Genomic DNA, 23121 nt, shown 5'->3' on the forward strand with positions numbered 1-23121 from the left:
AGCTGGCGTCGCCGGATTCTAGCCGGCAGTGCTAAACAAACCGAAAACGGCGGCAGCCGTTTCGATGGGCGGAACCAGCCAAAGGCGTGCTCACCAGAGGGAGGCGATGCGTGCGGCGAGCGCGACGGTCGCAAGCAGCAGGGCCAGGCAGACCCAGTAAGCCGGCGAGCCGGTCTGCGCGGCCTCCGCCGCGTTTGCCGCGACCGCGGCATCGGTACTGTACTTGCTCAACGCCACTGGAACTCGCCGTCTGAAAAACAAAGGCCCCGGAGGCCCGGGGCTTTTGCCGTCGTTCGTCGATCGCTTACTTCAGCGAGCTGCTGATCGAGGTGAACTTGGCGTTCAGCGTGGTGCCGAGATTGTTGACGACGGTGATGATGGCCAGCGCGATGCCGGCGGCGATCAGGCCGTATTCGATGGCGGTGGCGCCGGATTCATCTTTCGCGAAACGCGCAATCAGGTTCTTCATGAACAAAACTCCATCTGGGGTGGGATCGCCTCGTTCGGCGTTGTGCTTGACCCAATGACCATGAGATCCGAGCTCTTTCGGGAGAGTTAATTCGATCGGGCAAACCCGCCTGCCGCTGGCCAGAGTGAATTTCGCCTTAAGGCAGCCAGCTGCAATCGTTCCAGTTCCGGATGTGCAGCAAGCGCAGTTCCGGCTTCACCGTCCCTTAAATTTGAGGGAGTACGCGTAGGCGGGACCAGCAATTCGCAAGAGAGGCGACAATGTCGAGCCTGCCCATGGAAATCGCCCTGATGCTCGGCGAGACCATCGCGAAGGTGATCCCCACGACTTTCGCGCTCGCGGTGGTCTTCACCGTGCTCGAGCACGTCTGGGCCTGCAATCCCGGCGTGCCCTGGTGGCGCAAGCGGGAGATCGTCACGGACATCTGCTACTGGTTTGTCGTTCCGGTGTTCGCACGCGTCATGCGGATCAGCCTTCTGATCGTCGGTGCGAGCTTCGTCTTCAACATCCATGATGCCGACGAACTCATCGCCTTCTACGACAATGGCCACGGCCCGCTGTCGCTATTGCCGCTCTGGGTCCAGGCCGTGCTGTTCCTGGTCCTGTCCGATTTCATGCTGTACTGGCTGCACCGGTTGTTCCACGGCGGCGGGTTCTGGAAGTACCACGCGATCCATCACTCCTCGGAGGAGATCAGCTGGATTTCCGCGGCCCGCTTCCATCCCGTCAATCTCGTGCTCGGTACGATCGCGGTCGACGTCGTGCTGCTGATGGCCGGCATTTCGCCGAACGCCATGGTCTGGCTCGCCCCGTTCACGACCTTCCATTCGGCCTTCGTGCACGCCAACCTCAACTGGACCTTCGGGCCGTTCAAATATGTGCTGGCGACGCCGGTGTTCCATCGCTGGCACCACACCTCGCTCGCAGAGGGCGGCGACACCAATTTTGCCGGCACGTTCCCGATCTGGGATGTGCTGTTCGGCACTTTCCGGATGCCCGAGGGGCAATTGCCGCAGGATTACGGCAAGGATGAAGCCACCATGCCGAAGGAGATCGGAGGGCAGCTTGCCTATCCGTTCCGCCGCTAGGTTCTCGGGGCCGCGAAATGCCAGTCCGTTCAAACAATAGTCGGCGAATTTGCGGAACGTTCACGAATTGAGGGCAGGTTAGCCGGGTCGGGCACCGGCTCGGCTGTTATCTGATTGCTTCTGCCGGTTTGTGACGTCCCGGGGGTAAGAGTATGCGTAAACAACTGCTGCGCCGTCATGCGCGCGTCTGTCTTCTGGTTGCGGCCGCGGTGCTGGCATCGCCGGCTGCTGGCCTTGCCGAGCCGACCGCAGATGCCATAGCCGTGAATGTCGACCAGGCCAAGCTGGTGCGGTTGCCTGGCAAGGTGGCGACCATCGTGGTCGGCAATCCCATGATTGCCGACGTCACGCTCCAGCCCGGTGGCATGATCGTCGTGACCGGCAAGGGCTATGGCGCCACCAATTTCATCGCGCTCGACCGAGGCGGCGAGATCCTGGTCGATCGCCAGATCCAGGTTGAAGGTCCGAGCGATCGGCTCGTCACCGTCTATCGCGGGATCGAGCGCGAGTCCTACAGCTGCATGCCGGTTTGCCAGCGTCGCGTGACGCTCGGCGACAGCGACACCTATTTCAACAACACGATGAGTCAGGCCGGTTCGTTGAGCAGCACGGCCAGCGGCAATGCTGGTGCGGGCGCCAAGACGAACTGAGTAAGACCAACTAAGTAAGACCAACCAGCGAGTTTGATTGGCGGGTTTGCCGGGGCAAGGATCGCCCCGGGCCGATGCGGTCGCATGAGTTTCTCTCTCCGTATGCTCGTCTCAATGCTCTCGTCTCCTTGGCCTGGGTCGTTCACGGTTAACGCGCCCCTAATGGCCCGGGTCGCCGGGTGCGGATCGCCTGAAACACTTAAACAATCAGTTTCCGCTATTGAACATGGCAGATGATTGCTGCTGCTGCTGGGGAATTTGATGCCTTCGCCTGCACCTACGAGGTTCACGCTCCTCGCCATGCTGCGCCGGTTTCGCGGCAGTCGCCGCGGCTCCGCAGCCGTCGAGTTCGCGCTGGTCGCACCGATGTTCTTCGCGCTGCTGTTCGCCATCATCGAGACGGCGCTGATGTTCTTGGCGACCCAGGTGCTCGAGAGCGCCAGCCAGAATTCCGCGCGGGTGTTGCTGACGGGGCAGGCGCAATCCGGTTCGGTGGCGGCCTGCGCGGTGTCCGGCGTGAGCACGCCCTGCTCGCAAACGACGTTCAAGGCTTACGTCTGCAGCCAGATCCCAGCGCTCTTTGATTGCACCAAGCTCTACATCGACGTTGTGAGTACGAACTCGTTCGGAGCACTAAGCCTCACCAGCTACGGCAATTCCTGCAGCTTCAACCCGGCCGGCGTGCAGTACAATGCCGGGGCCGCCGGCCAGGTCGTCGTGGTGCGCCTGTTCTATCAGTGGCCGCTCATCGTCACCGGCCTTGGCTTCAACATGGGCTGCAGCAACAAACGGCTGCTGGTCGCGACCGCGGCCTTCAAGAACGAACCTTTTTGAGACAGATGGATTCGAGCAAGCCGATGCAGCCGATTGCGCATATCTGGAGGAATACCGGTCAATTCGTGCGTGACTTCGTCGCCGACAAGCGCGCGCTCGCGGCGACCGAATTCGCGGTCATCGTGCCGCTGATGCTGGTGATGTTCTTCGGTACCGTCGAATTTTCATCGGCCGTGGCGATTGATCGCAAAGTCACAATGATTGCACGGACACTGTCCGATTTGACGTCGCAGTCAACGTCGCTCGACTCGAACGACTTGCAGGACACGTTCACGGCAAGCATTTCGATGATCATGCCTTACGACGCTACGCTCGTGAACGGCACGGTTCTTCAGATCTATATCGACTCGAGCAGCGTCGCCAAAATTAAATGGAGCCAGTCCGCCACCATTGCCAACGGTGCGACGCAGGCCACGCTGACGGCTCCGCCCTCGGCTCTGGCTGCTGGTACCACGGTCACCTCGATGATTCCGTCGACGCTCTTGATCCCGAAGACCTACCTCATTTACAGCGAGGCGAGTTACCTCTACACGCCTTCTGTCAAATTTGTTCTGAAGTCGGGCATCACGCTGAGCGATGTCTCCTACACGCGCCCGCGCCAGGTCACCTGCGTTCCTTACAACGGCGTACCGTCGCTGCCGTGCCCCCTGAACTAGAAAAAAGGCCGGGCATTGTGCCCGGCCTTTTCTTTTAACTTGTTCGCTCGAGCCGATCGGGGCCGTAAGCGGTAGGCTCAACCGGCGGAACGGAGGTTGTCCGCTGCCGACTTGCCGGAACGGCGGTCGGCCACGATCTCGTAGGAGATCTTCTGACCTTCGCGCAGCGTGCCCAGGCCTGCACGCTCCACAGCGCTGATGTGGACAAACACGTCCTGGCCGCCATCGTCGGGCTGGATGAAGCCGAAGCCTTTGGTCGCGTTAAACCACTTCACGGTTCCCATGCTCATGGGGGTAGTCCCTTCTCAGATAACACAATGTCAGGGCCCGCTCGCGCGGACAGGTTAGATCGAATTTTTGGAAGGGTCGTCAGCGTGTCTGAACCGGCTGTACCGGTGGATGCTAATGTCGTCCGGCCGAAAATCGATTAACTCATTTTATTGGAAACAGAACCCCAAAACAATGCTGACGTGCACGATTTTTTGATCCGCCGTGATGTTCACGGCGGATCAGCATACAGGTCGGAACTTCAGGTCCGCGCTCGCGCGCTGAGCCTCCCGACTAACGGCGGCGGAACTGGCCGCCGCGCTGTCCGGGGCGCGGAGGGCCGCCCATCCCGCTCGGACGTTCGTCCTTGTGGCGGAAAATCAGCCGGCCCTTTTCGAGGTCATAGGGCGACATCTCAACCGTCACGCGGTCGCCCGCCAGAGTCTTGATGCGGTTCTTCTTCATCTTGCCGGCGGTGTAGGCGACGATCTCGTGTCCGGCGTCGAGCTGCACGCGGTAGCGCGCGTCGGGGAGGATTTCGGTGACCAGTCCTTCGAACTGGATCAGCTCTTCCTTAGCCATGAATTTCTCCAGGTCGTGGACGGCTAGTGCGAATGGGGTTTGCGGTTCGGTTGGCCGTTCGGCCGACTCTCGCGGCGCAAAAAGGCAACGCCTTGTATCCCATCAGACGCCCCGGCGCTATGCGCGGAACGCTGTTCCGGACGGCCGTTTGGCGAAGAATGCGCCTTGCCGCCGGTGTGGTCGCGACGAGGAGCCTTCGAAGCCTTCGGGCCACTGCCGGGCCGTGCGTCAGCACGCCTGGCGTCGCCATGCCGTCCCTCGCCGGGTCTTCCGTCGCCCTGCTTGGCGGCACTGTGGTGGCGCCCGTCCGCATGCCTTTCGTCGGCACGGCGACCGTCACCGTGGCGTCCCTCACCAGACCTTGCGCCTTGCGGACGCTGGCCCGGGCGGCCCGGCCGACCCTGTCGTTGCTGCTGCGGGGGAGGGCCCGCATCCCGGCGGCCGGCGTCGGTGCGGCGATCCTCACGCGGCAGCGCCACTTTGATCAGCCGCTCGATATCGCGGAGATAGCTCAGCTCCTCGCCGCCTGCGACCAGTGAGATCGCGGTACCCTCGGCACCCGCGCGCGCGGTGCGACCGATGCGATGCACATAGGTCTCCGGCACGTTGGGCAGGTCGAAATTGATGACGTGGGTGATGCCGTCGACATCGATGCCGCGGGCGGCGATATCGGTGGCGACCAGCGTGCGGATTTCACCGGTGCGGAACTGGGCAAGCGTCCGTTCGCGATGGTTCTGCGACTTGTTACCGTGGATGGCGCTGGCGGGGATCCCCGCCTTCTCGAGTGTCTTAACGACCTTGTCGGCGCCGTGCTTGGTGCGCGTGAAGACCAGGGCTCGGTTGACCTGCTCCTGCTTCAACAGCTGGGCGAGGAACGCCGGCTTGGCGGAGAAGTCGACCTGGATGATGCGCTGCTGGATGCGCTCCACGGTCGAGGAGACCGGGGTCACCGCGACGCGGGCAGGGTCGCGCAGCATGGCGTCGGCCAGCTCGGCGATGTCCTTCGGCATGGTGGCCGAGAAGAACAGCGTCTGCCGCTTGATCGGCAGCTTGGCGACGATTTTGCGGATGTCGTTGATGAAGCCCATGTCGAGCATGCGGTCGGCTTCGTCGAGCACGAGGAATTCGACGCTTCCAAGCTTCAGTCCGTTGCTCTGCACGAGGTCGAGCAAACGGCCGGGGGTGGCGACCAGCACCTCGACGCCCTGCATCAGCGAGCGGACCTGACGGCCCATCGGCACGCCGCCGATGGCGAGGGTCGAGGACAGGCGGATGTGGCGGCCATAGGCGTTGAAGCTGTCGAGGATTTGGCCGGACAGTTCGCGGGTCGGCGACAGCACCAGGACGCGGGTCGTCTTCGGCTGCGGCTTGATGCGATTCTCGAGCAGGCGGTGCAGGATCGGCAGCGCGAAAGACGCGGTCTTGCCGGTTCCGGTCTGGGCGATGCCGACGACGTCGCGGCCGGTCAGCGCGGTCGGAATCGTCTGGGTCTGGATGGGGGTGGGGGTGACGTAGTTCTCTTCGGTGAGAGCACGAGCGATGGGTTCGGCGAGGCCGAAATCCTGAAACGAAGTCAAAAGGTGGGTTCTTTCCATGTCAAAAGCGGGCGCCCGGCGCATTCGGCGCGGCGCGCGCAAAAGGGTGTCGAGAGGGACACCTGCGTGTTTGGGGTGTCGGATGGCTTGATGGGATGGGGCAAGCCAGACGCCCGTAAGGGCTTAAGAACACGCGGCTCGCAACGGTCTCTGATTCGCAAGAGACCTCGCCCCCCATATGGAACATTGAGGCGGCGCTTTCAAGGCAGGCGCACCACAAATGGCGATCGCGGTGCAGAAATAGTTATGCCGGAAATTTAGCCAGGGTGGGAAATTTGCTTAGAAAATAGCCTGCCTGCCACATTCGCATACATTCGAATTGCTCAAGGTTTAGGCGGCGCGGCTATGGCGATGCTTGGTTTTCTGTCGATTTCCCCAGCGAAATCAATGGCCTAATATGTGTCTAATCCATGGCACGGTTCTTGCGAATCCGTTAATCGCAGGCGGCCGTTGGGGCCGTTTCGCAGCGTTTTTCACGTCTGCGTCAGGGAGATGAGACACTCATGCATAGCAAATCCACTCACGATATAGCGGCGCCATTTAGCCGCCGTGGCGTTCTCGCCGCGACCGCCGGACTGATGCTTGGTCTGGCTTCCATTTCCGGTGCGAAAGCCGCGGACGACACCATCAAGGTCGGCGTGCTTCATTCTCTCTCCGGCACCATGGCCATCAGCGAGACCACGCTGAAGGACACCATCCTCTTCCTGATCGACGAGCAGAACAAGAAGGGCGGCGTCAACGGCAAGAAGCTCGAAGCCGTCGTCGTCGATCCCGCTTCGAACTGGCCGCTGTTCGCCGAGAAGGCGCGCGAGTTGATCACCAAGGACAAGGTCTCGGTCGTGTTCGGCTGCTGGACCTCGGTGTCGCGCAAGTCGGTGCTCCCGGTGTTCAAGGAGCTGAACAGCATCCTGTTCTACCCCGTGCAGTACGAGGGCGAGGAGAGCGAGCGCAACGTGTTCTACACCGGTGCCGCGCCGAACCAGCAGGCGATCCCCGCCGTCGACTATCTGATGAAGGACGAGAAGGTGAAGCGCTGGGTGCTCGCGGGCACCGACTACGTCTATCCACGCACCACCAACAAGATCCTGGAAGCCTATCTGAAGTCCAAGGGTGTCGCCCAGGAAGACATCATGATCAACTACACGCCGTTCGGTCATTCCGACTGGCAGACGATCGTGGCCGACATCAAGAAGTTCGGCTCGGCCGGCAAGAAGACCGCCGTGGTCTCGACCATCAACGGCGACGCCAACGTTCCTTTCTACAAGGAGCTCGGCAACCAGGGCATCAAGGCGAAGGACATCCCGGTCGTCGCGTTCTCGGTGGGTGAGGAAGAACTCGCCGGCATCGACACCAAGCCGCTGCTCGGCCATCTCGCCGCCTGGAACTACTTCCAGTCGATCAAGTCGCCGGAGAACGAGAAGTTCATCAAGGCGTGGCAGACCTACACCAAGAATCCGAAGCGCGTGACCAACGATCCGATGGAAGCGCACGTGATCGGCTTCGACATGTGGGTCAAGGCGGTCGAGAAGGTGAAGTCGACCGATCCGGACAAGGTGATCGACGCGCTCCCGGGCATCGAAGCCAAGAACCTGACCGGCGGCGCCTCCAAGATGCTTCCGAACCATCACATCACCAAGCCGGTGTTCATTGGCGAAATCAAAGCCAACGGCCAGTTCGACGTGGTGTGGAAGACCCCGGGTCTTGTCGCGGGCGACGCCTGGTCGAAGGAGCTCGACGGCTCCAAGGACCTGGTCGGCGACTGGGTCGGCAAGAAGTGCGGCAACTTCAACACCAAGAGCAACAAGTGCCTCGGTTCGGGTTCCTGATCCGAATCTGACACTTCATTGCATGATCGGAGAAGGCGGCGATCCCGCCGCCTTCTCCACCCTTTTCTGCCGGGGTCTTTCACAGTGCCAGCCAATTTGTCCGCCCGCCTCTGTTCGCTCCTGCTCTCGTTGTTCCTGATCGCGTTCGCACTGCCGGCCTTGGCTGGTCCGTTCGAAGATGCGGTCGCCAAATTCGCCAACGACGATTATTCCGACACGGAAGAGGCGATCGGCGTGGTCGCGAGCAGCGGCAATACGCTGGCCTTTCCGATTATCAGCGCGCTCCAGGACGGCCGGCTGATGGCCGATCCGGACAGCAAGAAGGTTTACGTTACCGGCGCCGACGGCAAGTCGATCGATGCCGCGACCGGTCAGGCCGTGGCCAGCGTGCCCGACAGTGCAAGCGCGGTCCGCCTCAACAACCGCCTGCGCCGCAGCGTCGATGCCGCGATCGGCAGTCTGACGCTGCAGTCACCCGACATCGGAGCGCGGCTCCAGGCGGCGCAATCCGTCTTCAAGTCGCATGAGGAGACGTCGCTCGAAGCCGTCGACGGCGCGCTCGCCAAGGAAACCAACCGATCCGTCAAGGCTGCGCTGGGCGACGCCCGCGCGGCGATCCTGTTGTTCAAGCCCGATGCCACCGAGGTCGAGAAGCTCGAAGCCGTTGCCACCATCAAGGCGCGCGGCGACCAGGAGGCGATGGCGCTGCTCACCGGCATGGGCGACCAGCCGGCCTCGGTGACCAAGGCTGCCGCGAGCGCAATCGGCTCGATCCAGAGTTCGCTCGCGGTCTGGTCGATGGTGCAGAATGCCTGGTACGGCCTCTCGCTCGGTTCGGTGCTGCTGCTTGCCGCGATCGGGCTTGCCATCACGTTCGGCGTGATGGGCGTCATCAACATGGCCCATGGCGAGATGGTGATGATCGGAGCCTACACCACCTTCGTGGTGCAGGAGGTGATCCGCACCCGCTATCCCGGCCTGTTCGACTATTCGCTGCTGATCGCGGTGCCGCTCGCCTTCCTGGTGGCGGGCGCGCTCGGCGTCGTGATCGAGCGCAGCATCATCCGCTTTCTCTATGGCCGTCCGCTGGAGACGCTGTTGGCAACATGGGGTCTGTCGCTGGTGCTGCAGCAGGCGGTGCGCACCATGTTCGGTCCGACCAACCGCGAGGTCGGCAATCCCTCCTGGATGAGCGGCGCATTCGAACTCGGCCAGATCACGATTACCTATAACCGGCTCTGGATCCTTGTCTTCACGCTCGCGGTGTTCGTCATTCTGCTCGCGATGCTGCGCTACACGGCACTCGGGCTCGAGATGCGCGCGGTCACGCAGAACCGCCGCATGGCGGCTTCGATGGGCATCGCGACCTCGCGTGTCGATGCGCTGACCTTCGGCCTCGGCTCGGGCATTGCCGGCATCGCCGGCGTGGCGCTGTCTCAGATCGACAATGTCAGCCCCAATCTCGGCCAGAGCTACATCATCGACAGCTTCATGGTCGTCGTGTTCGGCGGCGTCGGCAATCTCTGGGGCACGCTGGTCGGCGCCTTCACGCTCGGCATCGCCAACAAATTCCTGGAGCCGGTCGCCGGCGCCGTGCTCGGCAAGATCGCCATCCTCGTTCTCATCATCCTGTTCATTCAAAAGCGGCCGCGCGGTCTGTTCGCGCTCAAGGGCCGTGCGGTGGAAGCATGACCCCTCACATGCTGACGCGATCGCTGGACCGCGGCGCGACGATCTTCCTTGCCGTCGTCGTGGCCTGCGGCATCCTCATCCCGCTCTCCAACCTGCTGCTGCCCGCGGGCTCGTTCCTGCAAGTGCCGACCTATCTGGTCGCGCTCTGGGGCAAATATGTCTGCTACGCCATCCTGGCGCTCTCGATTGACCTGATCTGGGGCTATTGCGGCATCCTCTCGCTCGGCCACGGCGCCTTCTTCGCGCTCGGCGGCTACGCGATGGGCATGTACCTGATGCGGCAGATCGGCAGCCGCGGCGTCTACGGCAACCCGATCCTGCCGGACTTCATGGTGTTCCTGAACTATTCGAAGCTGCCCTGGTACTGGTACGGCTTCGACATGTTCTGGTTTGCCGCGCTGATGGTGCTGATCGTACCGGGGCTGCTCGCCTTTTGCTTCGGCTGGCTCGCCTTCCGCTCCCGCGTCACGGGCGTGTATCTGTCGATCATCACGCAGGCGATGACCTATGCACTGCTGCTCGCCTTCTTCCGCAACGATTTCGGCTTCGGCGGCAACAACGGCATGACCGACTTCAAGGACATTTTGGGCTTCAACGTGCAGGCCGAGGGCACGCGTGCTGCGCTGTTCGCGCTGAGCTGCCTGGCGCTGATCGCCGGCTTCCTGATCTGCCGCGCCATCGTCTCGTCCAAGCTCGGCAAGGTGCTGATCGCCGTGCGCGATGCGGAATCGCGCGCGCGCTTCCTCGGCTACCGCGTCGAATCCTACAAGCTGTTCGTGTTCACGGTGTCGGCCTGCATGGCCGGCGTCGCCGGCGCGCTCTATGTGCCGCAGGTCGGCATCATCAACCCAAGCGAATTCGCGCCGGGCAATTCGATCGAGGCAGTGATCTGGGTCGCGGTCGGCGGCCGCGGTACGCTGGTCGGCGCTGCGCTTGGCGCCGTCGTCGTCAACTACGCAAAGACGTTCTTCACCTCCGGCATGCTCGCACCTTACTGGCTGTTCATGCTGGGCGCCATGTTCATCCTGGTGACGCTGCTGCTGCCAAAGGGTATCGTCGGCACTTTCAACGCCTGGTGGGACTCGTCGAAAGAAAGGCGCGACGCCGCGACCATTGCGAGCGCCGCGGCCGAAGACGGCGTCACCGAACCTAAAATGGCGGAGGAAGCGCAATGAACGTCATGGACACCCGCGCCACCTCCGCAATGCTTTATCTCGACGGCGTGCACGTCTCGTTCGACGGCTTCCACGCCATCAACAACCTCTCGCTGACGCTCGAGCCCGGCGAGATGCGTGCCATCATCGGCCCGAACGGCGCCGGCAAGACCACGATGATGGACATCATCACCGGCAAGACCAAGCCTGACGAAGGCACCGTGCTGTTCGACGGCGTCACCGATCTGACGCGGCTGGACGAAACCCGTATCGCCGAGCTCGGCATCGGCCGCAAATTCCAGAAGCCGACCGTGTTCGAGAGCCAGACCGTGCAGGACAACCTGCTGCTCGCGCTCAATGTCGACCACAGCGTCAAGGGTACGCTGTTCTGGCGCGGCAGCCGGGCGGAATCCGAGCAGATCGACAAGGTGCTGGAGACGATCCGCCTCACCGATGCCCGCGCCCGTCTCGCCGGCAGCCTCAGCCACGGCCAGAAGCAGTGGCTCGAGATCGGCATGCTGCTCGCACAGGATCCGAAACTGCTTCTCGTCGACGAACCCGTCGCTGGCATGACCGACGTCGAGACGCATCTCACCGCCGAGCTGCTCAAGCAAATCAACAAGACCCACACCGTGATGGTGGTCGAGCACGACATGACGTTCGTGCGCGAGCTCGGCGTCAAGGTCACCTGCCTGCATGAGGGTACCGTGCTCGCGGAAGGCACCATCGACCAGGTCTCGTCCAACGAGCGGGTCATCGAAGTCTATCTGGGGCGGTGAGCGATGCTTGAGGTCAAGGACATCAACCTGTTCTACGGCGCGGCGCAGGCGCTGCGTGGCGTCTCGATCGCGGCCGAACCCGGCAAGGTGACTTGCGTGCTCGGGCGCAACGGCGTCGGCAAGACCTCGCTCTTGCGCGCCATGGTCGGGCAGTACCCGATCTCCTCGGGCGCGATCGTGCTCGACGGCAGCGATATCACGGGCCTGAAGCCCTATGAGCGCGCGCGCAAGGGCATCGGCTTCGTGCCGCAGGGGCGCGAGATCTTTCCGCTTCTGACGGTCGAGGAAAATCTCAAGACCGGCTTCGGCCCGCTCAGGCGCGAGGACAAGCACATTCCGGACGACGTGTACTCGCTGTTCCCGGTGCTGCAATCCATGCTCGGCCGGCGCGGCGGCGATCTCTCCGGCGGCCAGCAGCAACAGCTCGCGATCGGGCGCGCGCTGGTGATGCGGCCAAAGCTGCTGCTGCTCGACGAGCCGACCGAGGGCATCCAGCCCTCGATCATCAAGGATATCGGCCGAGCCATCTCGTACCTGCGCAATCTCGGCAACATCGCCATCGTGCTGGTCGAACAATATCTCGACTTTGCCTGCGAACTCGGCGACAGTTTTGCGGTGATGGATCGCGGCGCGGTGAAGTTCACCTGCGACCGCTCCAATCTCGACGCGAGCGAAATCAGCCGCCAGATGGCGCTGTAAGCCATTCTGCCGCGACCGGCTGGGGAGGCGGATGCGCAGCGACGTTTCAGCGACATCTTCGGTGTTCGACGCCAACCGCGCCCGCGGCGCGGTGCGCTTCGACGTCCACGCGCGTGACGGTGTGACACGTCGCGGGGTCTTGCATGAGTCCGGCTCGCTGCGCGTGCGCTTCCCTTCGCCGGAGGACGAGGGTCTCTCCGGCGTGTTCGTCAACACGGCCGGCGGCGTTGCGGGCGGCGATCGCTTCGACATCGAAATCGCGGCCGCAGATAGCTCGAAGCTGACGCTGACGACGGCAGCCGCGGAAAAGGTCTACCGCGCGCCAGGGCAGGCGGCGGAGCTCAATATAACGCTGAAGGTTGCCGCGGGCGCACATGTCGGCTGGCTGCCGCAGGAGACGATCCTGTTCGACCGGGCGCGCGTTCGGCGCCGCTTCGACATTGACCTCAATGCGACTGCCTCGCTTCTGCTGTGCGAGATCGTGGTGTTCGGCCGTACCGCCATGGGCGAACGAATGGAGCAAGGCGAGTTCGTCGACCACTGGCGGCTGCGTCGCGGCGGCAAGCTAGTGTTCGCCGAGACCGTCAGGCTCGACGGCAATATCGGCGCAAAGCTTGCGCGATCGGCGGTGGCCAAGGGCGGCGCTGCGATCGGCACGGCGCTGATCGTGCCCGGCGACGAGGCTCTGATCGAGCGTCTCCGCGAGGCCTCGGAATCCTTCGCCGGCGAGGTCGGGATATCCGCCTGGAATGGCTTTGCAATGGCACGGTTCTGTGCCCAAGATGCGGCGCGGCTGCGCGCGGACATGATGGCCGTCCTGGCGCGCACCGGTGCGACGTTGCCGCGGCTCTGGCTCAATTGATCGGCTGAAAGTGTTGAACGGAAGAGATTTCGCATGAACCTGTCTCCCCGCGAAAAGGACAAGCTTCTGATCTCGATGGCGGCGATCGTGGCCCGCCGCCGGCTGGATCGCGGCGTCAAGCTCAACCATCCGGAGGCGATCGCGCTCATCTCCGATTTCATCCTCGAGGGTGCGCGCGATGGCCGCACCGTCGCCGAGCTGATGCAGGCGGGCGCGCAGGTCCTCACCCGCGAGCAGGTGATGCCGGGAATCCCAGAGATGATCCACGACATCCAGGTCGAGGCGACCTTTCCGGACGGGACCAAGCTCGTCACTGTGCACGAGCCGATCAGGTAGGAGAGAAGCATGATTCCCGGCGAACTCTTCATCCAGGACGGCGAGATCGAGCTCAATGCCGGCCGCAAGACCGTGACGCTGACGGTCGCCAACACCGGCGACCGCCCGATCCAGGTCGGCTCGCACTATCATTTCTTCGAGACCAACCCGGCGCTGAAGTTCGATCGCAAGAAAGCCCGCGGCATGCGCCTCGACATCGCCGCCGGCACCGCCGTTCGCTTCGAGCCGGGCCAGACCCGCGACGTCCAGCTCGTCGCGGTGGCCGGTAAGAAGACCATCTACGGCTTCCGCGGCGACGTGATGGGGAAGCTGTGAAATCCACAGGAACGAGCGTGGCGCGCCACGGTTGAGGCGAAAACGGAGGACTTTGCCATGCTGTCACCTGTCCGCCTCATCTCCGAAGCCGCCGAACTCGCCGCGCGCCGCCACAACGGCATGGCGCGCAAGGGCCGCGGTCATGAGCCTTACATCAACCACCTCGCCGAGGTCGCGAACCTGCTTGCGACCGCGACCGACGGCGCCGACGCCGAACTCGTTGCCGCCGGCTGGCTGCATGATGCGATCGAGGACACCGACACCACGCGCGAGGAGCTCGCGCAAAAATTCTCCGACCGTGTCGCGTCGCTTGTCGAGGAATGCACCGACGACATGAGTCTGCCGAAGCCGGAGCGGCGGCGGCGTCAGGTGCTCGACGCGCCGAAAAAATCGGCTGGCGCCAGGCTGATCAAGATCGCCGACAAGATCAGCAATATCGGCGCGCGCGTGCATTCGGATCCGACGGCCGCGGAACGTGACGATCTCGTCGATTACACTGACTGGGCCGAGCAGGTTGTCGCCGGTTGCCGCGGCGGTAACTCCTGGCTCGATACGACATTCGACGACACGGTGCTCACAGCGAGGACCTCGCTGTGAGCACCGATCCAAAATTCAAACGCAAACGGGGCTTGTGATGTCCGTCAAAATAAAGCGTTCCGTCTATGCCGACATGTTCGGCCCGACCACCGGCGACAAGGTGCGGCTGGCCGACACCGACCTCATCATCGAGGTCGAGAAGGATTTCACCACCTACGGCGAGGAAGTGAAGTTCGGCGGCGGCAAGGTGATCCGCGACGGCATGGGCCAGTCGCAGGTCACCAACAAGCAGGGCGCGGCGGACACCGTCATCACCAATGCGCTGATCGTCGATCACTGGGGCATCGTGAAGGCCGACGTCGCGATCAAGGACGGCATGATCGCTGGCATCGGCAAGGCCGGCAATCCCGACATCCAGCCCGGTGTCACCATCATCATCGGCCCCGGCACCGACGTGATCGCGGGTGAAGGCAAGATCCTCACCGCCGGCGGCTTCGACAGCCACATCCATTTCATCTGCCCGCAGCAGATCGAGCACGCGCTGATGTCGGGCGTCACCTCGATGCTAGGGGGCGGCACCGGCCCGTCGCACGGCACGTTCGCCACCACCTGCACGCCGGGGCCGTGGCACATGGGCCGGATGATCCAGTCGTTCGACGCCTTCCCGGTCAATCTCGGCGTCTCCGGCAAGGGCAACGCCTCGCGGCCCGGCGCGCTGGTCGAGATGATCAAGGCCGGCGCCTGCGCGCTGAAGCTGCACGAGGACTGGGGCACGACGCCGGCCGCGATCGACACCTGCCTTTCGGTCGCCGACGACTACGACATCCAGGTGATGATCCACACCGACACGCTGAACGAGTCCGGCTTCGTCGAGGATACCATCAAGGCGTTCAAAGGCCGCACCATCCACGCCTTCCACACCGAGGGCGCCGGCGGCGGTCACGCCCCTGATATCATCAAGGTCGCGGGGCTGAAGAACGTGCTCCCGTCGTCGACCAACCCGACGCGGCCCTTCACGCGCAACACCATCGACGAGCATCTGGACATGCTGATGGTGTGCCACCACCTCGATCCCTCGATCGCGGAAGATCTGGCGTTTGCTGAAAGCCGCATCCGCAAGGAGACCATCGCGGCCGAGGACATCCTGCATGATCTCGGCGCGCTCTCCATGATCTCCTCGGACTCCCAGGCCATGGGCCGCCTCGGCGAGGTCATCATCCGGACCTGGCAGACCGCCGACAAGATGAAGAAGCAGCGCGGCTCGCTGCCGCAGGACAAGGGCAAGGACAACGACAATTTCCGGGTCAAACGCTACATCGCCAAATACACGATCAATCCCGCGATCGCCCACGGCGTTTCGAAGCTGATCGGCTCGGTGGAGAAGGGCAAGCTCGCCGATCTCGTGCTGTGGTCGCCGGCCTTCTTTGGCGTCAAGCCGGATTGCGTCGTCAAGGGCGGCATGATCGTCGCGGCTCCCATGGGCGATCCCAACGCCTCGATCCCGACCCCGCAGCCGGTGCATTACCAGCCGATGTTCGGCGCCTTCGGCAAGGCGCGCACTGCGTCTTCTGTGGTGTTCACCTCGAAGGCCGCGATCGCCGGTGGCCTCGCGCGCAAGCTCGGCATCGACAAGAAGCTCTATGCAGTCCAGAACACCCGCGGCAGGATCTCGAAGAAGAGCATGATTCACAACGACGCCACGCCCAATATCGAGGTCGATCCGGAGACCTATGAGGTCCGTGCCGACGGCGAGCTCTTGACCTGCGCCCCCGCTGAGGTGCTGCCGATGGCGCAGCGATATTTCATGTACTGAAATAGCGCCTCGACGCATGTCCCAGGAATATGTCTTGGTCGTAGCGGAGACAGCTTTTCCGGTTTTGCGTTCGATCCCGCCTGGTCTAAGGTCCCGCCCGGTATCTGAAGCCCAGAAGAAAAGCCGGGAGGATTTCTCGTGATCTATGTCGTCGCCACCTTGACCATCAAGCCTGAAACGCGCGCCGAATTCATTGCAGCCGCCACCGCCTGCATCAAGGAGACGCGAAAAGAGCCCGGCAATATCGCCTATGATCTGCATGAGAGCGTCACCGATCCCGCCAAGATGGTGTTCGTCGAGCAGTGGGAGAATGCCGAGGCGCTGGTGCCGCATCGCGCCATGGAGCACATGAAGACGTTCGGCCGCGTCGCGGTGAAGTGTTTTACGGCGCCGCCGAAGATCGAGGTGATCACGCCCGAGAAGGTCGAGACACGGTAACGGGGTAAAAGCGCATGATCCGGGCGACGCAGGTCAGGGGACAACACCGCTTCGCGGAAGCGCCGGCGGATACGGTCGTGCTCGATTTCGACGATCGACACCGCCGCCGCATGGCGATGACGGGGACGCGGGGGCTCGAGTTCCTGCTCGACCTGGAGAATGCCGTCGCGCTGCGCGGCGGCGATGCGCTGGTGTTGGAGGACGGCCGGCTGGTAGAGGTGGTCGCCGCGCCCGAGCCGCTGCTCGAGATCCGCGGCCACGATCCGCACCACCTTATTCGCGTCGGCTGGCATCTCGGCAATCGCCATCTGCCGACGCAGATCATGGCCAAGGGCCTGCGCATCCGCCGCGACCACGTCATCGAAGCCATGGTGAAGGGCCTCGGTGCCCGCGTGATCGAGATCGAGGCGCCGTTCGATCCCGAGGGCGGCGCCTATGCCGATGCCGGTCATGCGCATGGACATGACGACCACGCGCATCACGATCATGGCCACGATGATCATCATGGCCACCCCCATGATCATGCCGCACATGGCGACGGTCACGATCACCATCACCACGACGAGCATTGCGATCACCCCGATCATCACCACGGCCACAAGCATGCTCATGACCACAAATGAGCCGGTCGCGGCCCGCGACCTCGCGGAGCGCGAGGCGGCGGCGCTGTACCGGTTGATGACCTGGCTGTCGCCCGCGTTTCCAGTGGGGGGCTTTTCCTACTCCAGCGGCATCGAATGGGCGGTCGAGGCCGGCGACATCACCGACACCGCGACGCTGGCGGACTGGCTCGATTCGATGCTTCGCGATGGCTCGGGCTTCTGCGATGCGACGTTTCTGGTCCACGCCTATCGCGCCACTGAAGCGGGCGAGGGCGACACCTTGAGCGATATCGCCGAGCTCGCCGCGGCGTTCGTGTCCTCGCGCGAGCGGCAGCTGGAAACGACATCGCAGGGCCGTGCCTTCATCGATATCGCCCGCGCCGCGTGGGATGCCGACGGGCTGGATGCCATGGTTGCGGCATGCCGGACGCCACTGGTCTATCCCGTTGCCGTTGGCGTGGTCGCCGCGATGCACGGCGTGCCGCTGGCGCCGACGCTGCACTCCTTCCTGCATGCGCTGGTCTCGAACTGGATTTCCGCGGCCAGCCGGCTCATTCCGCTCGGCCAGACCGACAGCCAGCGCGTGCTGGTGAGGCTGGAAGCCGCGGTTGCCGCGACGGCAAATCGTGCGCTGAATGCGACGTTGGACGATGTCGGCGGCGCGACGTTTCGCGCCGACCTCGCCAGCCTGCGGCACGAGACGCAATATACGCGGCTGTTCAGATCTTGATTGCGGCCAGTACACTCCGCAGCCGCCAGGACGACGATAGGAAAGAAGCAATGGCTACATCTCACGGTCCCTTGCGTGTCGGCATCGGCGGTCCGGTCGGATCGGGCAAGACCGCGCTGATGGACCTGCTCTGCAAGACCATGCGCGAGCGCTACGACATCGCCGCGATCACCAACGACATCTATACCAAATGGGATGCGGAATTCCTCGTGCGCTCGGGCTCGCTGACGCCGGATCGCATTGCCGGGGTCGAGACCGGCGGCTGCCCGCACACCGCGATCCGCGAGGACGCCTCGATGAATCTCGCCGCGGTGGCGGATATGCGCGCCAAGTTTCCCGGGCTCGATCTCGTGCTGATCGAATCGGGCGGTGATAACCTCGCTGCCACTTTTTCCCCTGAGCTCGCCGATCTCACCATTTACGTCATCGACGTGGCGGCCGGCGACAAGATCCCGGCCAAGGGCGGCCCGGGCATCACCCGGTCCGACCTCCTTGTCATCAACAAGATCGACCTGGCGCCTTATGTCGGCGCCTCCCTGGAAAAGATGGAGACGGACGCCGGGCGCATGCGCGGCGAGCGGCCGTTCGTCATGACCAATTTGAAGAAGAGCCAGGGGCTGGACCGCATCATCGGCTTCATCGAGGCCAAAGGCGGCTTGAAACGGGCCGGCTGACCGGCGCGACCACCTGGCGCAGGCGTTTTCCCCTGATAACGGCATGGGCAGAGCCGTGTCCGCGGAACAAATTTCGGTCACGGCAATTGATTACCTCCGGTGCCCGGAGCAAATCCATCCCGGCCCGACCATCGGCCGGGCGGCTTTAAGCTTCTCAGGCGACCCAAGTTGCGTATCGATGCCTCCTCCTCCATTATCTCGGCCATTGGGGTTCTCCCTGTTTCGGCACGTGCCCGTTCGAGCGGCGTCCATATGCTCCGTGTTTATTGCCGACCTCCTGCTTTCGCCTGAGTAGTCGCGTGGTCAGGCTGGGTTTCATCATCGGCTTCATTGCTCTTCTCGGAGCCCTGCTCTCCGGGCTTGCGGCTTATCGCGTCCACGACCAGGAGCTGGCCCTGGACCGGATCGCGCTTGCGCGCGCGATCGACGTCCATGCGAGCCTGGTCCAGGACCGGCTCACCGAGCGTGAACTGCTCGCGCGGGTTGCCTCCGGCCTGTTCCGGGCACCGTCGGTGCTCAAGCCAAACATGCTCGAGCCGCTGCGCTCGGCCATCTACGCCTTCAAGACCGATTTCGTGGTGGCGGGCTGGGTGGCCCGCCTGAAGCCGAACGAGCTTGCCGCAGCGCAGGCCGCCATCGCGAGCGCCGGCTTCCCCAATCCGCGAATCCGCACCTATGACGACAAGCCGATCGATCCGGCAGGTGTCACCCAGCCGATCGACGTGCTGCTGGATCTCGAGCCGCGCAGCAACGAGACCAAGGGGCTGCCTGGCCGCAGTTACGACCAGGACCAGGTGCGCAGCGCCATGCTGACGCGCGCCAGAGTGGAGAAGAGATCGGTTGCCTCAGAACCGGTTGCCCTCCTGCGCGGCGACGGGCCCATCGGCATCATTGTGGCCGCTCCCGTCATCCCCGAGGGCGCAACGGAGCCGGCGGGCTTCATCACATTTTCCTACGAGCTCTCTTCCCTGATGCTGACCAACGACGACATGTCGTTGTTCGCGGTCGCGCTGAAGGATCCGCGCCTGGAGGGTGGCGAGCTGGTCGCCAACGATCAAGGCGTCGTCTCCGGCCGAACGACGGCGGCCGATGGGCCCGCGCCGTCGGCGACGCGCACGGTGAGCTTCGGTGGCCGCGACTGGCAGCTCGGCTATTACGCCAAGACCAATTCGGCGCGCCGCGCCGAACAGACCGCGATCATCGTGGCGGCGATCGGCTTTGCGATCACCGCGATGGTGTGCGGCCTGTTCGGCTACGTCGCCTACAACAATTTGCGGCTCAGCCGGGAAATCCAGGTCAGAATCGGCTTCGAACGCCGGCTGACCGCTGTCATCGACGAGCTCAACCACCGGGTCAAAAACATCCTGGCGGTGATCCAGTCGATCGTGACCCGCACGCTGCGCCATGGCTCCGACATCGATGTCGCGCGCGAGCTCCTGATCGGCCGCATCCACGCCATGTCCAACGTCGTCTCGCTGCTCAGCGAGAGCCAGTGGCAGGGTGTCAAGCTGAAGGGCCTGTTCGAGGCGCGCGCGATTCCGCATGCCGATCGCATCGCCGTCACCGGCCCTGATATCGCAGTCAGCGCGCGCGCGGCGCAGAGCCTGTCGCTGCTGTTCTTCGAGCTCGCCTCGCACTCGGACGAAGGCCTGTCGCTGGTCGGCAAGCATCCGCACATCACGGCCAATTGGACGGTGACGAACGAGGAGGCCGGCGAGGTCTTCTATTTCCGCTGGGAGGAGTTCAACACCAGCGAAGCGACGCGCCGCCCCGATTCCGATTTCGGCCTGATCCTGCTCGACCGCGTCGCGCCCGAGGCGCTCGGCGGCACCGCCAAGCGCTATTTCACCGACGTCTCCTATGTCTACGAGCTGACCGCGCCGATGGAGACGGTCGAGGACATGACCGAGCGCGACCGCACCGACAAGCTGTCGGCACCGATCCGGCCCGCGCGGTGATTCCAGGTTAGCTCTTCGACCGCAGCACGAGGTCAACCAGATTGCGCGCGTAGGCCGGTGTGATCGGCGCGATGCCGAAGACGTAACGGTAGAACAGGCTGCCATAGATCGCGTCGTAGAGATCCTCCGGCGGTGCTTCCGCCAGAATGCTGCCGTCGTTTTGGCCGGCGGCGATCATCTCGACCAGCGCGTCGCGGCGGAATTGCAGGTAGCGGGCGTAGAACAGCTCCGCCGAGCCGGTCTTGGAGATGCATTCGGAGATGACGGCGAGCTGGACCTTGCCGAACTCGCCCTGGAGCGCTTCGGCATAGGCGGCGGCATGGCGGCGTGCGCGCGTGGCGGGGCTGCCCGAGCTTGCAGGCGGCAGCGGCAGCATCTGCGCGGCTTGATGAAGGAAGGCATCGATCAGCAAGGCTTCGCGGGACGGCCACCATTTGTAGATCGTCATCTTGGAGACGCTGGAGTGGCGCGCGATCGCGTCGATGGTGGTGGCGGCAAGGCCGGTGGTGGCCATCAACGCATAGGCGCTTTGGAGAATGGCGTTGGTGGTCTCGATCGACCTCGGCCGGCCGCGCCGGGGCGCGCTATCGGCTCCCTCACCCCCGCCATTCGCCATCGCCACGCCCCGCCTCCTCGCGCAATCCGCTGCCGCTCCGCTTAGCCCAGCCGCGATGGCCGGCCTAGCGGAATCGGAAGGTGCCGGGCTAGGCCTGTTGCCGCAAGGCCGCCGGCAGGTCCTGCCGCTTCGACCAGGCGATGTAATATGCGACCGCGGCCATCGCCGCGAAGCCGGCCAGACTCACGGCGATCTGCATCACCATCAGATTGGCACCGGTGATCAGGATGAGATGGCCGGCTAAGGACAGGAATACGCCGACGCAGAACACCGCGAGCCATTCCTCGCCGCATCGGATGACTGCCCGTAGCGATCTCCATTGCAGGCCGGGATGATCGGCCGGCACGAGATGTGTCGCGATGAAAGCGAGTGCGAGGAAGTGGACTACGCGATAGGGTGCGAGGTTTTCCTTGTCGGTCGGCGTGATGTTGTCGAGCACGATGTCCGGCAGGTAGGCGGCAAGCGCCGGCGAGTGGCGCATCAGCGTGATCGCCATTGCGAATACGAGATAGGCGCCTGCAAGCACGCGCAGCCAGGACAGGCCGTGTAGCGCGCGGCCCGACGCACCGGTCACGGCGAACCAGCCGCCCAGCACCATCAGCATCTGCCAGCAGAACGGGTTGAAGGTCCACTCCTGGTCCGGATAGACCCGGAAATTCCAGTCGAACCAGCGCGCCGCAACGTACAGCGCGACCGATGCCACAAGCGTCAGGTTCGGCCGCCGCAACAGCCCCCACAGCGCCAAGGGAAAGAAGGCCATCAGCGGGATCATCAGCTGTAACAGATCGAGATTCAGCGGCTCCTCCTGGAGCACGAGGCCACGCACCAGGATTCGCAGCGGGTGTTCGAGGATTCCCGATATGTTGTATTCGTGGATGATTTCGGGCGCCATCGATTGCGAGGCGACATAGGCGATGGTGTCGATATAGATCACGAACAGCACGACATAGGCGGCATACAGCCGCCAGACGCGGCGAAAGATGCGCGTCGCCGCGACAACGTAGCCGCGCTCAAGCGCTATCCTGCCGTGAATGATCGCGACGCCATAGCCCACCACGAACACGAACAAGTCTGCGGCGCCGCTGAAGCCGAAGTTGCGCAGCGTCAGCAAATTGACCACGTTGTTCGGGATGTGGTCGACGAAAACCGACCAGTTGGCGATGCCGAGCGTCAAATAGAGCCGGGGGTCGTGATGGAATGCGGCGAGGTTCGCCTGGACAGACGGTTTCATCGAAAAAATGACTTTTGGAATCAGGGGCGCTGCTTTTAGCGGCAACCGCCTGCCTATCCGAGTAGCGTTTGCGTGAGTAGGGACATTCGCGTCGGGCGACGCAAATTTGGCGGGGCGCCCGCGGGTGTCGAATTCCGAAAGATGCGCTTGCGGGACCTATGACGAAATTTTCTAACGCGCGCTAGCCGCTACTCGGCAGGTTCGGCCGAGGCATCGTCGGGTACGCCGGCGCGGCTCGCCATGATCCCGAGAGCGACGCCGCCGATCGCCAGGATCGGCAACAGCCGCTTGATCCCGATGGCGCGAACGATCTGGAGTCCGGTGGCGAGCAGCATGGGGTCCGCGAGCATGCTCGAGGCCGCCGACCTCGTGGCGCGCTCGGCTGCGATATAAGCTTGCTTGCGCAGCTGCCGTTTGTAGACCCAATAGCTCACCGCTGCGGTCAGGGTCAGCAGAAAGAAAATGCCTGCACCGGCGAGGCAGGCCTGCACCGGACCATATTTGTTGAGCACAGAAATGAACGCTGCCGCGCACAGGAAGCACGTGGTGATGAAGAGTGCGAGCGCCGCGCCTGCTGCCAGCGATGTCAGCCGCACAGTAGTACCGGTGGATGCGCTGATCCCGTCGATGATGCGCTGAAACATGGCCTTGCTCCTCAGATCCCCACAAGCCGGCACCGGCGGCGCCGCTGCGCCACCGTCTTAATACCCGTTCGCGA

Annotated in this window: 27 protein-coding genes; 19 read left to right on the top strand and 8 right to left on the bottom strand. The window is 63.6% G+C overall.

Annotated features, from left to right (window positions below):
- Positions 1–90 precede the first annotated feature (90 nt).
- Positions 91–231 carry a hypothetical protein gene (locus IVB40_RS03495; RefSeq protein ID WP_247819652.1) on the bottom strand — a complete coding sequence of 47 codons (141 nt, stop codon included), beginning with the start codon at positions 229–231 and terminating at the stop codon, positions 91–93.
- Positions 232–304: 73 nt separating this feature from the next.
- Entirely contained in the window at positions 305–469 is a 165-nt protein-coding gene (locus IVB40_RS03500) for a Flp family type IVb pilin (protein ID WP_007599783.1), read from the bottom strand.
- Positions 470–729: 260 nt separating this feature from the next.
- Here IVB40_RS03500 and IVB40_RS03505 point away from each other — a divergent pair, with 260 nt between their 5' ends.
- The 4 genes from IVB40_RS03505 (at position 730) to IVB40_RS03520 (ending at position 3697) form a co-directional block, all read left to right on the top strand.
- Positions 730–1557, top strand: coding sequence for a sterol desaturase family protein (locus tag IVB40_RS03505; RefSeq protein WP_027570203.1), 828 nt, complete (start codon positions 730–732; stop codon positions 1555–1557).
- Positions 1558–1709: 152 nt separating this feature from the next.
- Positions 1710–2207, top strand: coding sequence for a pilus assembly protein N-terminal domain-containing protein (locus tag IVB40_RS03510; protein ID WP_027570204.1), 498 nt, complete (start codon positions 1710–1712; stop codon positions 2205–2207).
- A 261-nt stretch (positions 2208–2468) separates the two neighbouring features.
- Complete coding sequence (locus IVB40_RS03515) at positions 2469–3041, top strand: TadE/TadG family type IV pilus assembly protein (RefSeq protein WP_027570205.1); 573 nt, start codon at positions 2469–2471, stop codon at positions 3039–3041.
- A gap of 5 nt (positions 3042–3046) precedes the next feature.
- On the top strand, positions 3047–3697 hold the full coding sequence (locus tag IVB40_RS03520) for a TadE/TadG family type IV pilus assembly protein (protein WP_247818101.1): 651 nt from the start codon (positions 3047–3049) through the stop codon (positions 3695–3697).
- Positions 3698–3774: 77 nt separating this feature from the next.
- Here IVB40_RS03520 and IVB40_RS03525 read toward each other — a convergent pair whose 3' ends face one another.
- From IVB40_RS03525 to IVB40_RS03535, 3 genes are all read right to left on the bottom strand, one after another.
- Positions 3775–3987, bottom strand: coding sequence for a cold-shock protein (locus tag IVB40_RS03525; RefSeq protein ID WP_007599788.1), 213 nt, complete (start codon positions 3985–3987; stop codon positions 3775–3777).
- Between the two features lie 271 nt (positions 3988–4258).
- Complete coding sequence (infA, locus tag IVB40_RS03530) at positions 4259–4546, bottom strand: translation initiation factor IF-1 (RefSeq protein ID WP_007599789.1); 288 nt, start codon at positions 4544–4546, stop codon at positions 4259–4261.
- Positions 4547–4569: 23 nt separating this feature from the next.
- Positions 4570–6165 carry a DEAD/DEAH box helicase gene (locus tag IVB40_RS03535; RefSeq protein ID WP_247359498.1) on the bottom strand — a complete coding sequence of 532 codons (1596 nt, stop codon included), beginning with the start codon at positions 6163–6165 and terminating at the stop codon, positions 4570–4572.
- Positions 6166–6644: 479 nt separating this feature from the next.
- On the opposite strand from IVB40_RS03535, the gene urtA reads away from it, so the two are divergent.
- The 15 genes from urtA (at position 6645) to IVB40_RS03610 (ending at position 20556) form a co-directional block, all read left to right on the top strand.
- Positions 6645–7967 carry an urea ABC transporter substrate-binding protein gene (urtA, locus tag IVB40_RS03540; protein ID WP_247818102.1) on the top strand — a complete coding sequence of 441 codons (1323 nt, stop codon included), beginning with the start codon at positions 6645–6647 and terminating at the stop codon, positions 7965–7967.
- An 84-nt stretch (positions 7968–8051) separates the two neighbouring features.
- Positions 8052–9659 carry an urea ABC transporter permease subunit UrtB gene (urtB, locus tag IVB40_RS03545; RefSeq protein ID WP_027570209.1) on the top strand — a complete coding sequence of 536 codons (1608 nt, stop codon included), beginning with the start codon at positions 8052–8054 and terminating at the stop codon, positions 9657–9659.
- Positions 9656–10834 carry an urea ABC transporter permease subunit UrtC gene (urtC, locus tag IVB40_RS03550; RefSeq protein ID WP_247818103.1) on the top strand — a complete coding sequence of 393 codons (1179 nt, stop codon included), beginning with the start codon at positions 9656–9658 and terminating at the stop codon, positions 10832–10834. The genes urtB and urtC overlap by 4 nt, the downstream gene beginning before the upstream one ends.
- The gene (gene urtD, locus IVB40_RS03555; protein WP_247359503.1) at positions 10831–11592 is read left to right on the top strand and encodes an urea ABC transporter ATP-binding protein UrtD; all 762 of its coding nucleotides are present in this window, start codon (positions 10831–10833) and stop codon (positions 11590–11592) included. Before urtC ends, urtD begins: the two co-directional genes overlap by 4 nt.
- A 3-nt stretch (positions 11593–11595) precedes the next feature.
- The gene (gene urtE, locus IVB40_RS03560) at positions 11596–12291 is read left to right on the top strand and encodes an urea ABC transporter ATP-binding subunit UrtE (RefSeq protein ID WP_007605420.1); all 696 of its coding nucleotides are present in this window, start codon (positions 11596–11598) and stop codon (positions 12289–12291) included.
- Between the two features lie 31 nt (positions 12292–12322).
- A complete protein-coding gene (locus IVB40_RS03565; protein WP_247818104.1) occupies positions 12323–13153 on the top strand; it encodes an urease accessory protein UreD in 831 nt (276 codons plus the stop codon).
- Between the two features lie 33 nt (positions 13154–13186).
- Complete coding sequence (locus IVB40_RS03570) at positions 13187–13489, top strand: urease subunit gamma (RefSeq protein WP_027570212.1); 303 nt, start codon at positions 13187–13189, stop codon at positions 13487–13489.
- A gap of 9 nt (positions 13490–13498) precedes the next feature.
- Positions 13499–13804 (top strand): urease subunit beta, encoded by a 306-nt coding sequence (locus IVB40_RS03575; RefSeq protein ID WP_007599812.1) that lies wholly within the window; start codon positions 13499–13501, stop codon positions 13802–13804.
- A 57-nt stretch (positions 13805–13861) separates the two neighbouring features.
- Positions 13862–14401, top strand: coding sequence for an HD domain-containing protein (locus tag IVB40_RS03580; RefSeq protein WP_247818105.1), 540 nt, complete (start codon positions 13862–13864; stop codon positions 14399–14401).
- Between the two features lie 37 nt (positions 14402–14438).
- Entirely contained in the window at positions 14439–16154 is a 1716-nt protein-coding gene (gene ureC, locus IVB40_RS03585) for an urease subunit alpha (protein ID WP_247818106.1), read from the top strand.
- Between the two features lie 138 nt (positions 16155–16292).
- Positions 16293–16592 (top strand): putative quinol monooxygenase, encoded by a 300-nt coding sequence (locus tag IVB40_RS03590; protein ID WP_007599815.1) that lies wholly within the window; start codon positions 16293–16295, stop codon positions 16590–16592.
- Positions 16593–16606: 14 nt separating this feature from the next.
- Positions 16607–17215, top strand: coding sequence for an urease accessory protein UreE (locus IVB40_RS03595; protein WP_247818107.1), 609 nt, complete (start codon positions 16607–16609; stop codon positions 17213–17215).
- Positions 17196–17924: an urease accessory protein UreF gene (locus tag IVB40_RS03600; RefSeq protein WP_247819650.1), complete on the top strand. Its 729-nt coding sequence runs from the start codon at positions 17196–17198 to the stop codon at positions 17922–17924. The genes IVB40_RS03595 and IVB40_RS03600 overlap by 20 nt, the downstream gene beginning before the upstream one ends.
- 50 nt (positions 17925–17974) lie before the next feature.
- On the top strand, positions 17975–18598 hold the full coding sequence (ureG, locus tag IVB40_RS03605) for an urease accessory protein UreG (protein WP_247818108.1): 624 nt from the start codon (positions 17975–17977) through the stop codon (positions 18596–18598).
- 299 nt (positions 18599–18897) lie between these two features.
- Entirely contained in the window at positions 18898–20556 is a 1659-nt protein-coding gene (locus tag IVB40_RS03610; protein WP_247283695.1) for an HWE histidine kinase domain-containing protein, read from the top strand.
- Positions 20557–20563: 7 nt separating this feature from the next.
- Here IVB40_RS03610 and IVB40_RS03615 read toward each other — a convergent pair whose 3' ends face one another.
- The 3 genes from IVB40_RS03615 to IVB40_RS03625 all read right to left on the bottom strand — a co-directional run bounded on the left by IVB40_RS03615 (position 20564) and on the right by IVB40_RS03625 (position 23047).
- On the bottom strand, positions 20564–21172 hold the full coding sequence (locus tag IVB40_RS03615; protein WP_247432862.1) for a TetR/AcrR family transcriptional regulator: 609 nt from the start codon (positions 21170–21172) through the stop codon (positions 20564–20566).
- A gap of 88 nt (positions 21173–21260) precedes the next feature.
- Entirely contained in the window at positions 21261–22403 is a 1143-nt protein-coding gene (locus IVB40_RS03620) for an OpgC domain-containing protein (protein ID WP_247431946.1), read from the bottom strand.
- Between the two features lie 188 nt (positions 22404–22591).
- Entirely contained in the window at positions 22592–23047 is a 456-nt protein-coding gene (locus IVB40_RS03625; protein WP_247818109.1) for a hypothetical protein, read from the bottom strand.
- Positions 23048–23121 lie beyond the last annotated feature (74 nt).

The organism is Bradyrhizobium sp. 40 (assembly GCF_023100925.1).
Taxonomy (GTDB): Bacteria; Pseudomonadota; Alphaproteobacteria; order Rhizobiales; family Xanthobacteraceae; genus Bradyrhizobium.

Bases quoted from the DNA above. Each gene is read 5' to 3' on its own strand.
- IVB40_RS03595 (WP_247818107.1), top strand. From the start codon at position 16,607: ATGATCCGGGCGACGCAGGTCAGGGGACAACACCGCTTCGCGGAAGCG.
- IVB40_RS03615 (WP_247432862.1), bottom strand. From the start codon at position 21,172: ATGGCGAATGGCGGGGGTGAGGGAGCCGATAGCGCGCCCCGGCGCGGC.
- IVB40_RS03520 (WP_247818101.1), top strand. From the start codon at position 3,047: ATGGATTCGAGCAAGCCGATGCAGCCGATTGCGCATATCTGGAGGAAT.
- IVB40_RS03625 (WP_247818109.1), bottom strand. From the start codon at position 23,047: ATGTTTCAGCGCATCATCGACGGGATCAGCGCATCCACCGGTACTACT.
- urtD (WP_247359503.1), top strand. From the start codon at position 10,831: ATGAACGTCATGGACACCCGCGCCACCTCCGCAATGCTTTATCTCGAC.
- IVB40_RS03600 (WP_247819650.1), top strand. From the start codon at position 17,196: ATGCTCATGACCACAAATGAGCCGGTCGCGGCCCGCGACCTCGCGGAG.
- IVB40_RS03570 (WP_027570212.1), top strand. From the start codon at position 13,187: ATGAACCTGTCTCCCCGCGAAAAGGACAAGCTTCTGATCTCGATGGCG.
- ureC (WP_247818106.1), top strand. From the start codon at position 14,439: ATGTCCGTCAAAATAAAGCGTTCCGTCTATGCCGACATGTTCGGCCCG.
- IVB40_RS03575 (WP_007599812.1), top strand. From the start codon at position 13,499: ATGATTCCCGGCGAACTCTTCATCCAGGACGGCGAGATCGAGCTCAAT.
- urtE (WP_007605420.1), top strand. From the start codon at position 11,596: ATGCTTGAGGTCAAGGACATCAACCTGTTCTACGGCGCGGCGCAGGCG.
- IVB40_RS03535 (WP_247359498.1), bottom strand. From the start codon at position 6,165: ATGCGCCGGGCGCCCGCTTTTGACATGGAAAGAACCCACCTTTTGACT.
- IVB40_RS03565 (WP_247818104.1), top strand. From the start codon at position 12,323: ATGCGCAGCGACGTTTCAGCGACATCTTCGGTGTTCGACGCCAACCGC.
- IVB40_RS03500 (WP_007599783.1), bottom strand. From the start codon at position 469: ATGAAGAACCTGATTGCGCGTTTCGCGAAAGATGAATCCGGCGCCACC.
- IVB40_RS03580 (WP_247818105.1), top strand. From the start codon at position 13,862: ATGCTGTCACCTGTCCGCCTCATCTCCGAAGCCGCCGAACTCGCCGCG.
- IVB40_RS03620 (WP_247431946.1), bottom strand. From the start codon at position 22,403: ATGAAACCGTCTGTCCAGGCGAACCTCGCCGCATTCCATCACGACCCC.
- IVB40_RS03505 (WP_027570203.1), top strand. From the start codon at position 730: ATGTCGAGCCTGCCCATGGAAATCGCCCTGATGCTCGGCGAGACCATC.
- urtA (WP_247818102.1), top strand. From the start codon at position 6,645: ATGCATAGCAAATCCACTCACGATATAGCGGCGCCATTTAGCCGCCGT.
- infA (WP_007599789.1), bottom strand. From the start codon at position 4,546: ATGGCTAAGGAAGAGCTGATCCAGTTCGAAGGACTGGTCACCGAAATC.
- ureG (WP_247818108.1), top strand. From the start codon at position 17,975: ATGGCTACATCTCACGGTCCCTTGCGTGTCGGCATCGGCGGTCCGGTC.
- IVB40_RS03525 (WP_007599788.1), bottom strand. From the start codon at position 3,987: ATGAGCATGGGAACCGTGAAGTGGTTTAACGCGACCAAAGGCTTCGGC.
- IVB40_RS03515 (WP_027570205.1), top strand. From the start codon at position 2,469: ATGCCTTCGCCTGCACCTACGAGGTTCACGCTCCTCGCCATGCTGCGC.
- IVB40_RS03510 (WP_027570204.1), top strand. From the start codon at position 1,710: ATGCGTAAACAACTGCTGCGCCGTCATGCGCGCGTCTGTCTTCTGGTT.
- urtC (WP_247818103.1), top strand. From the start codon at position 9,656: ATGACCCCTCACATGCTGACGCGATCGCTGGACCGCGGCGCGACGATC.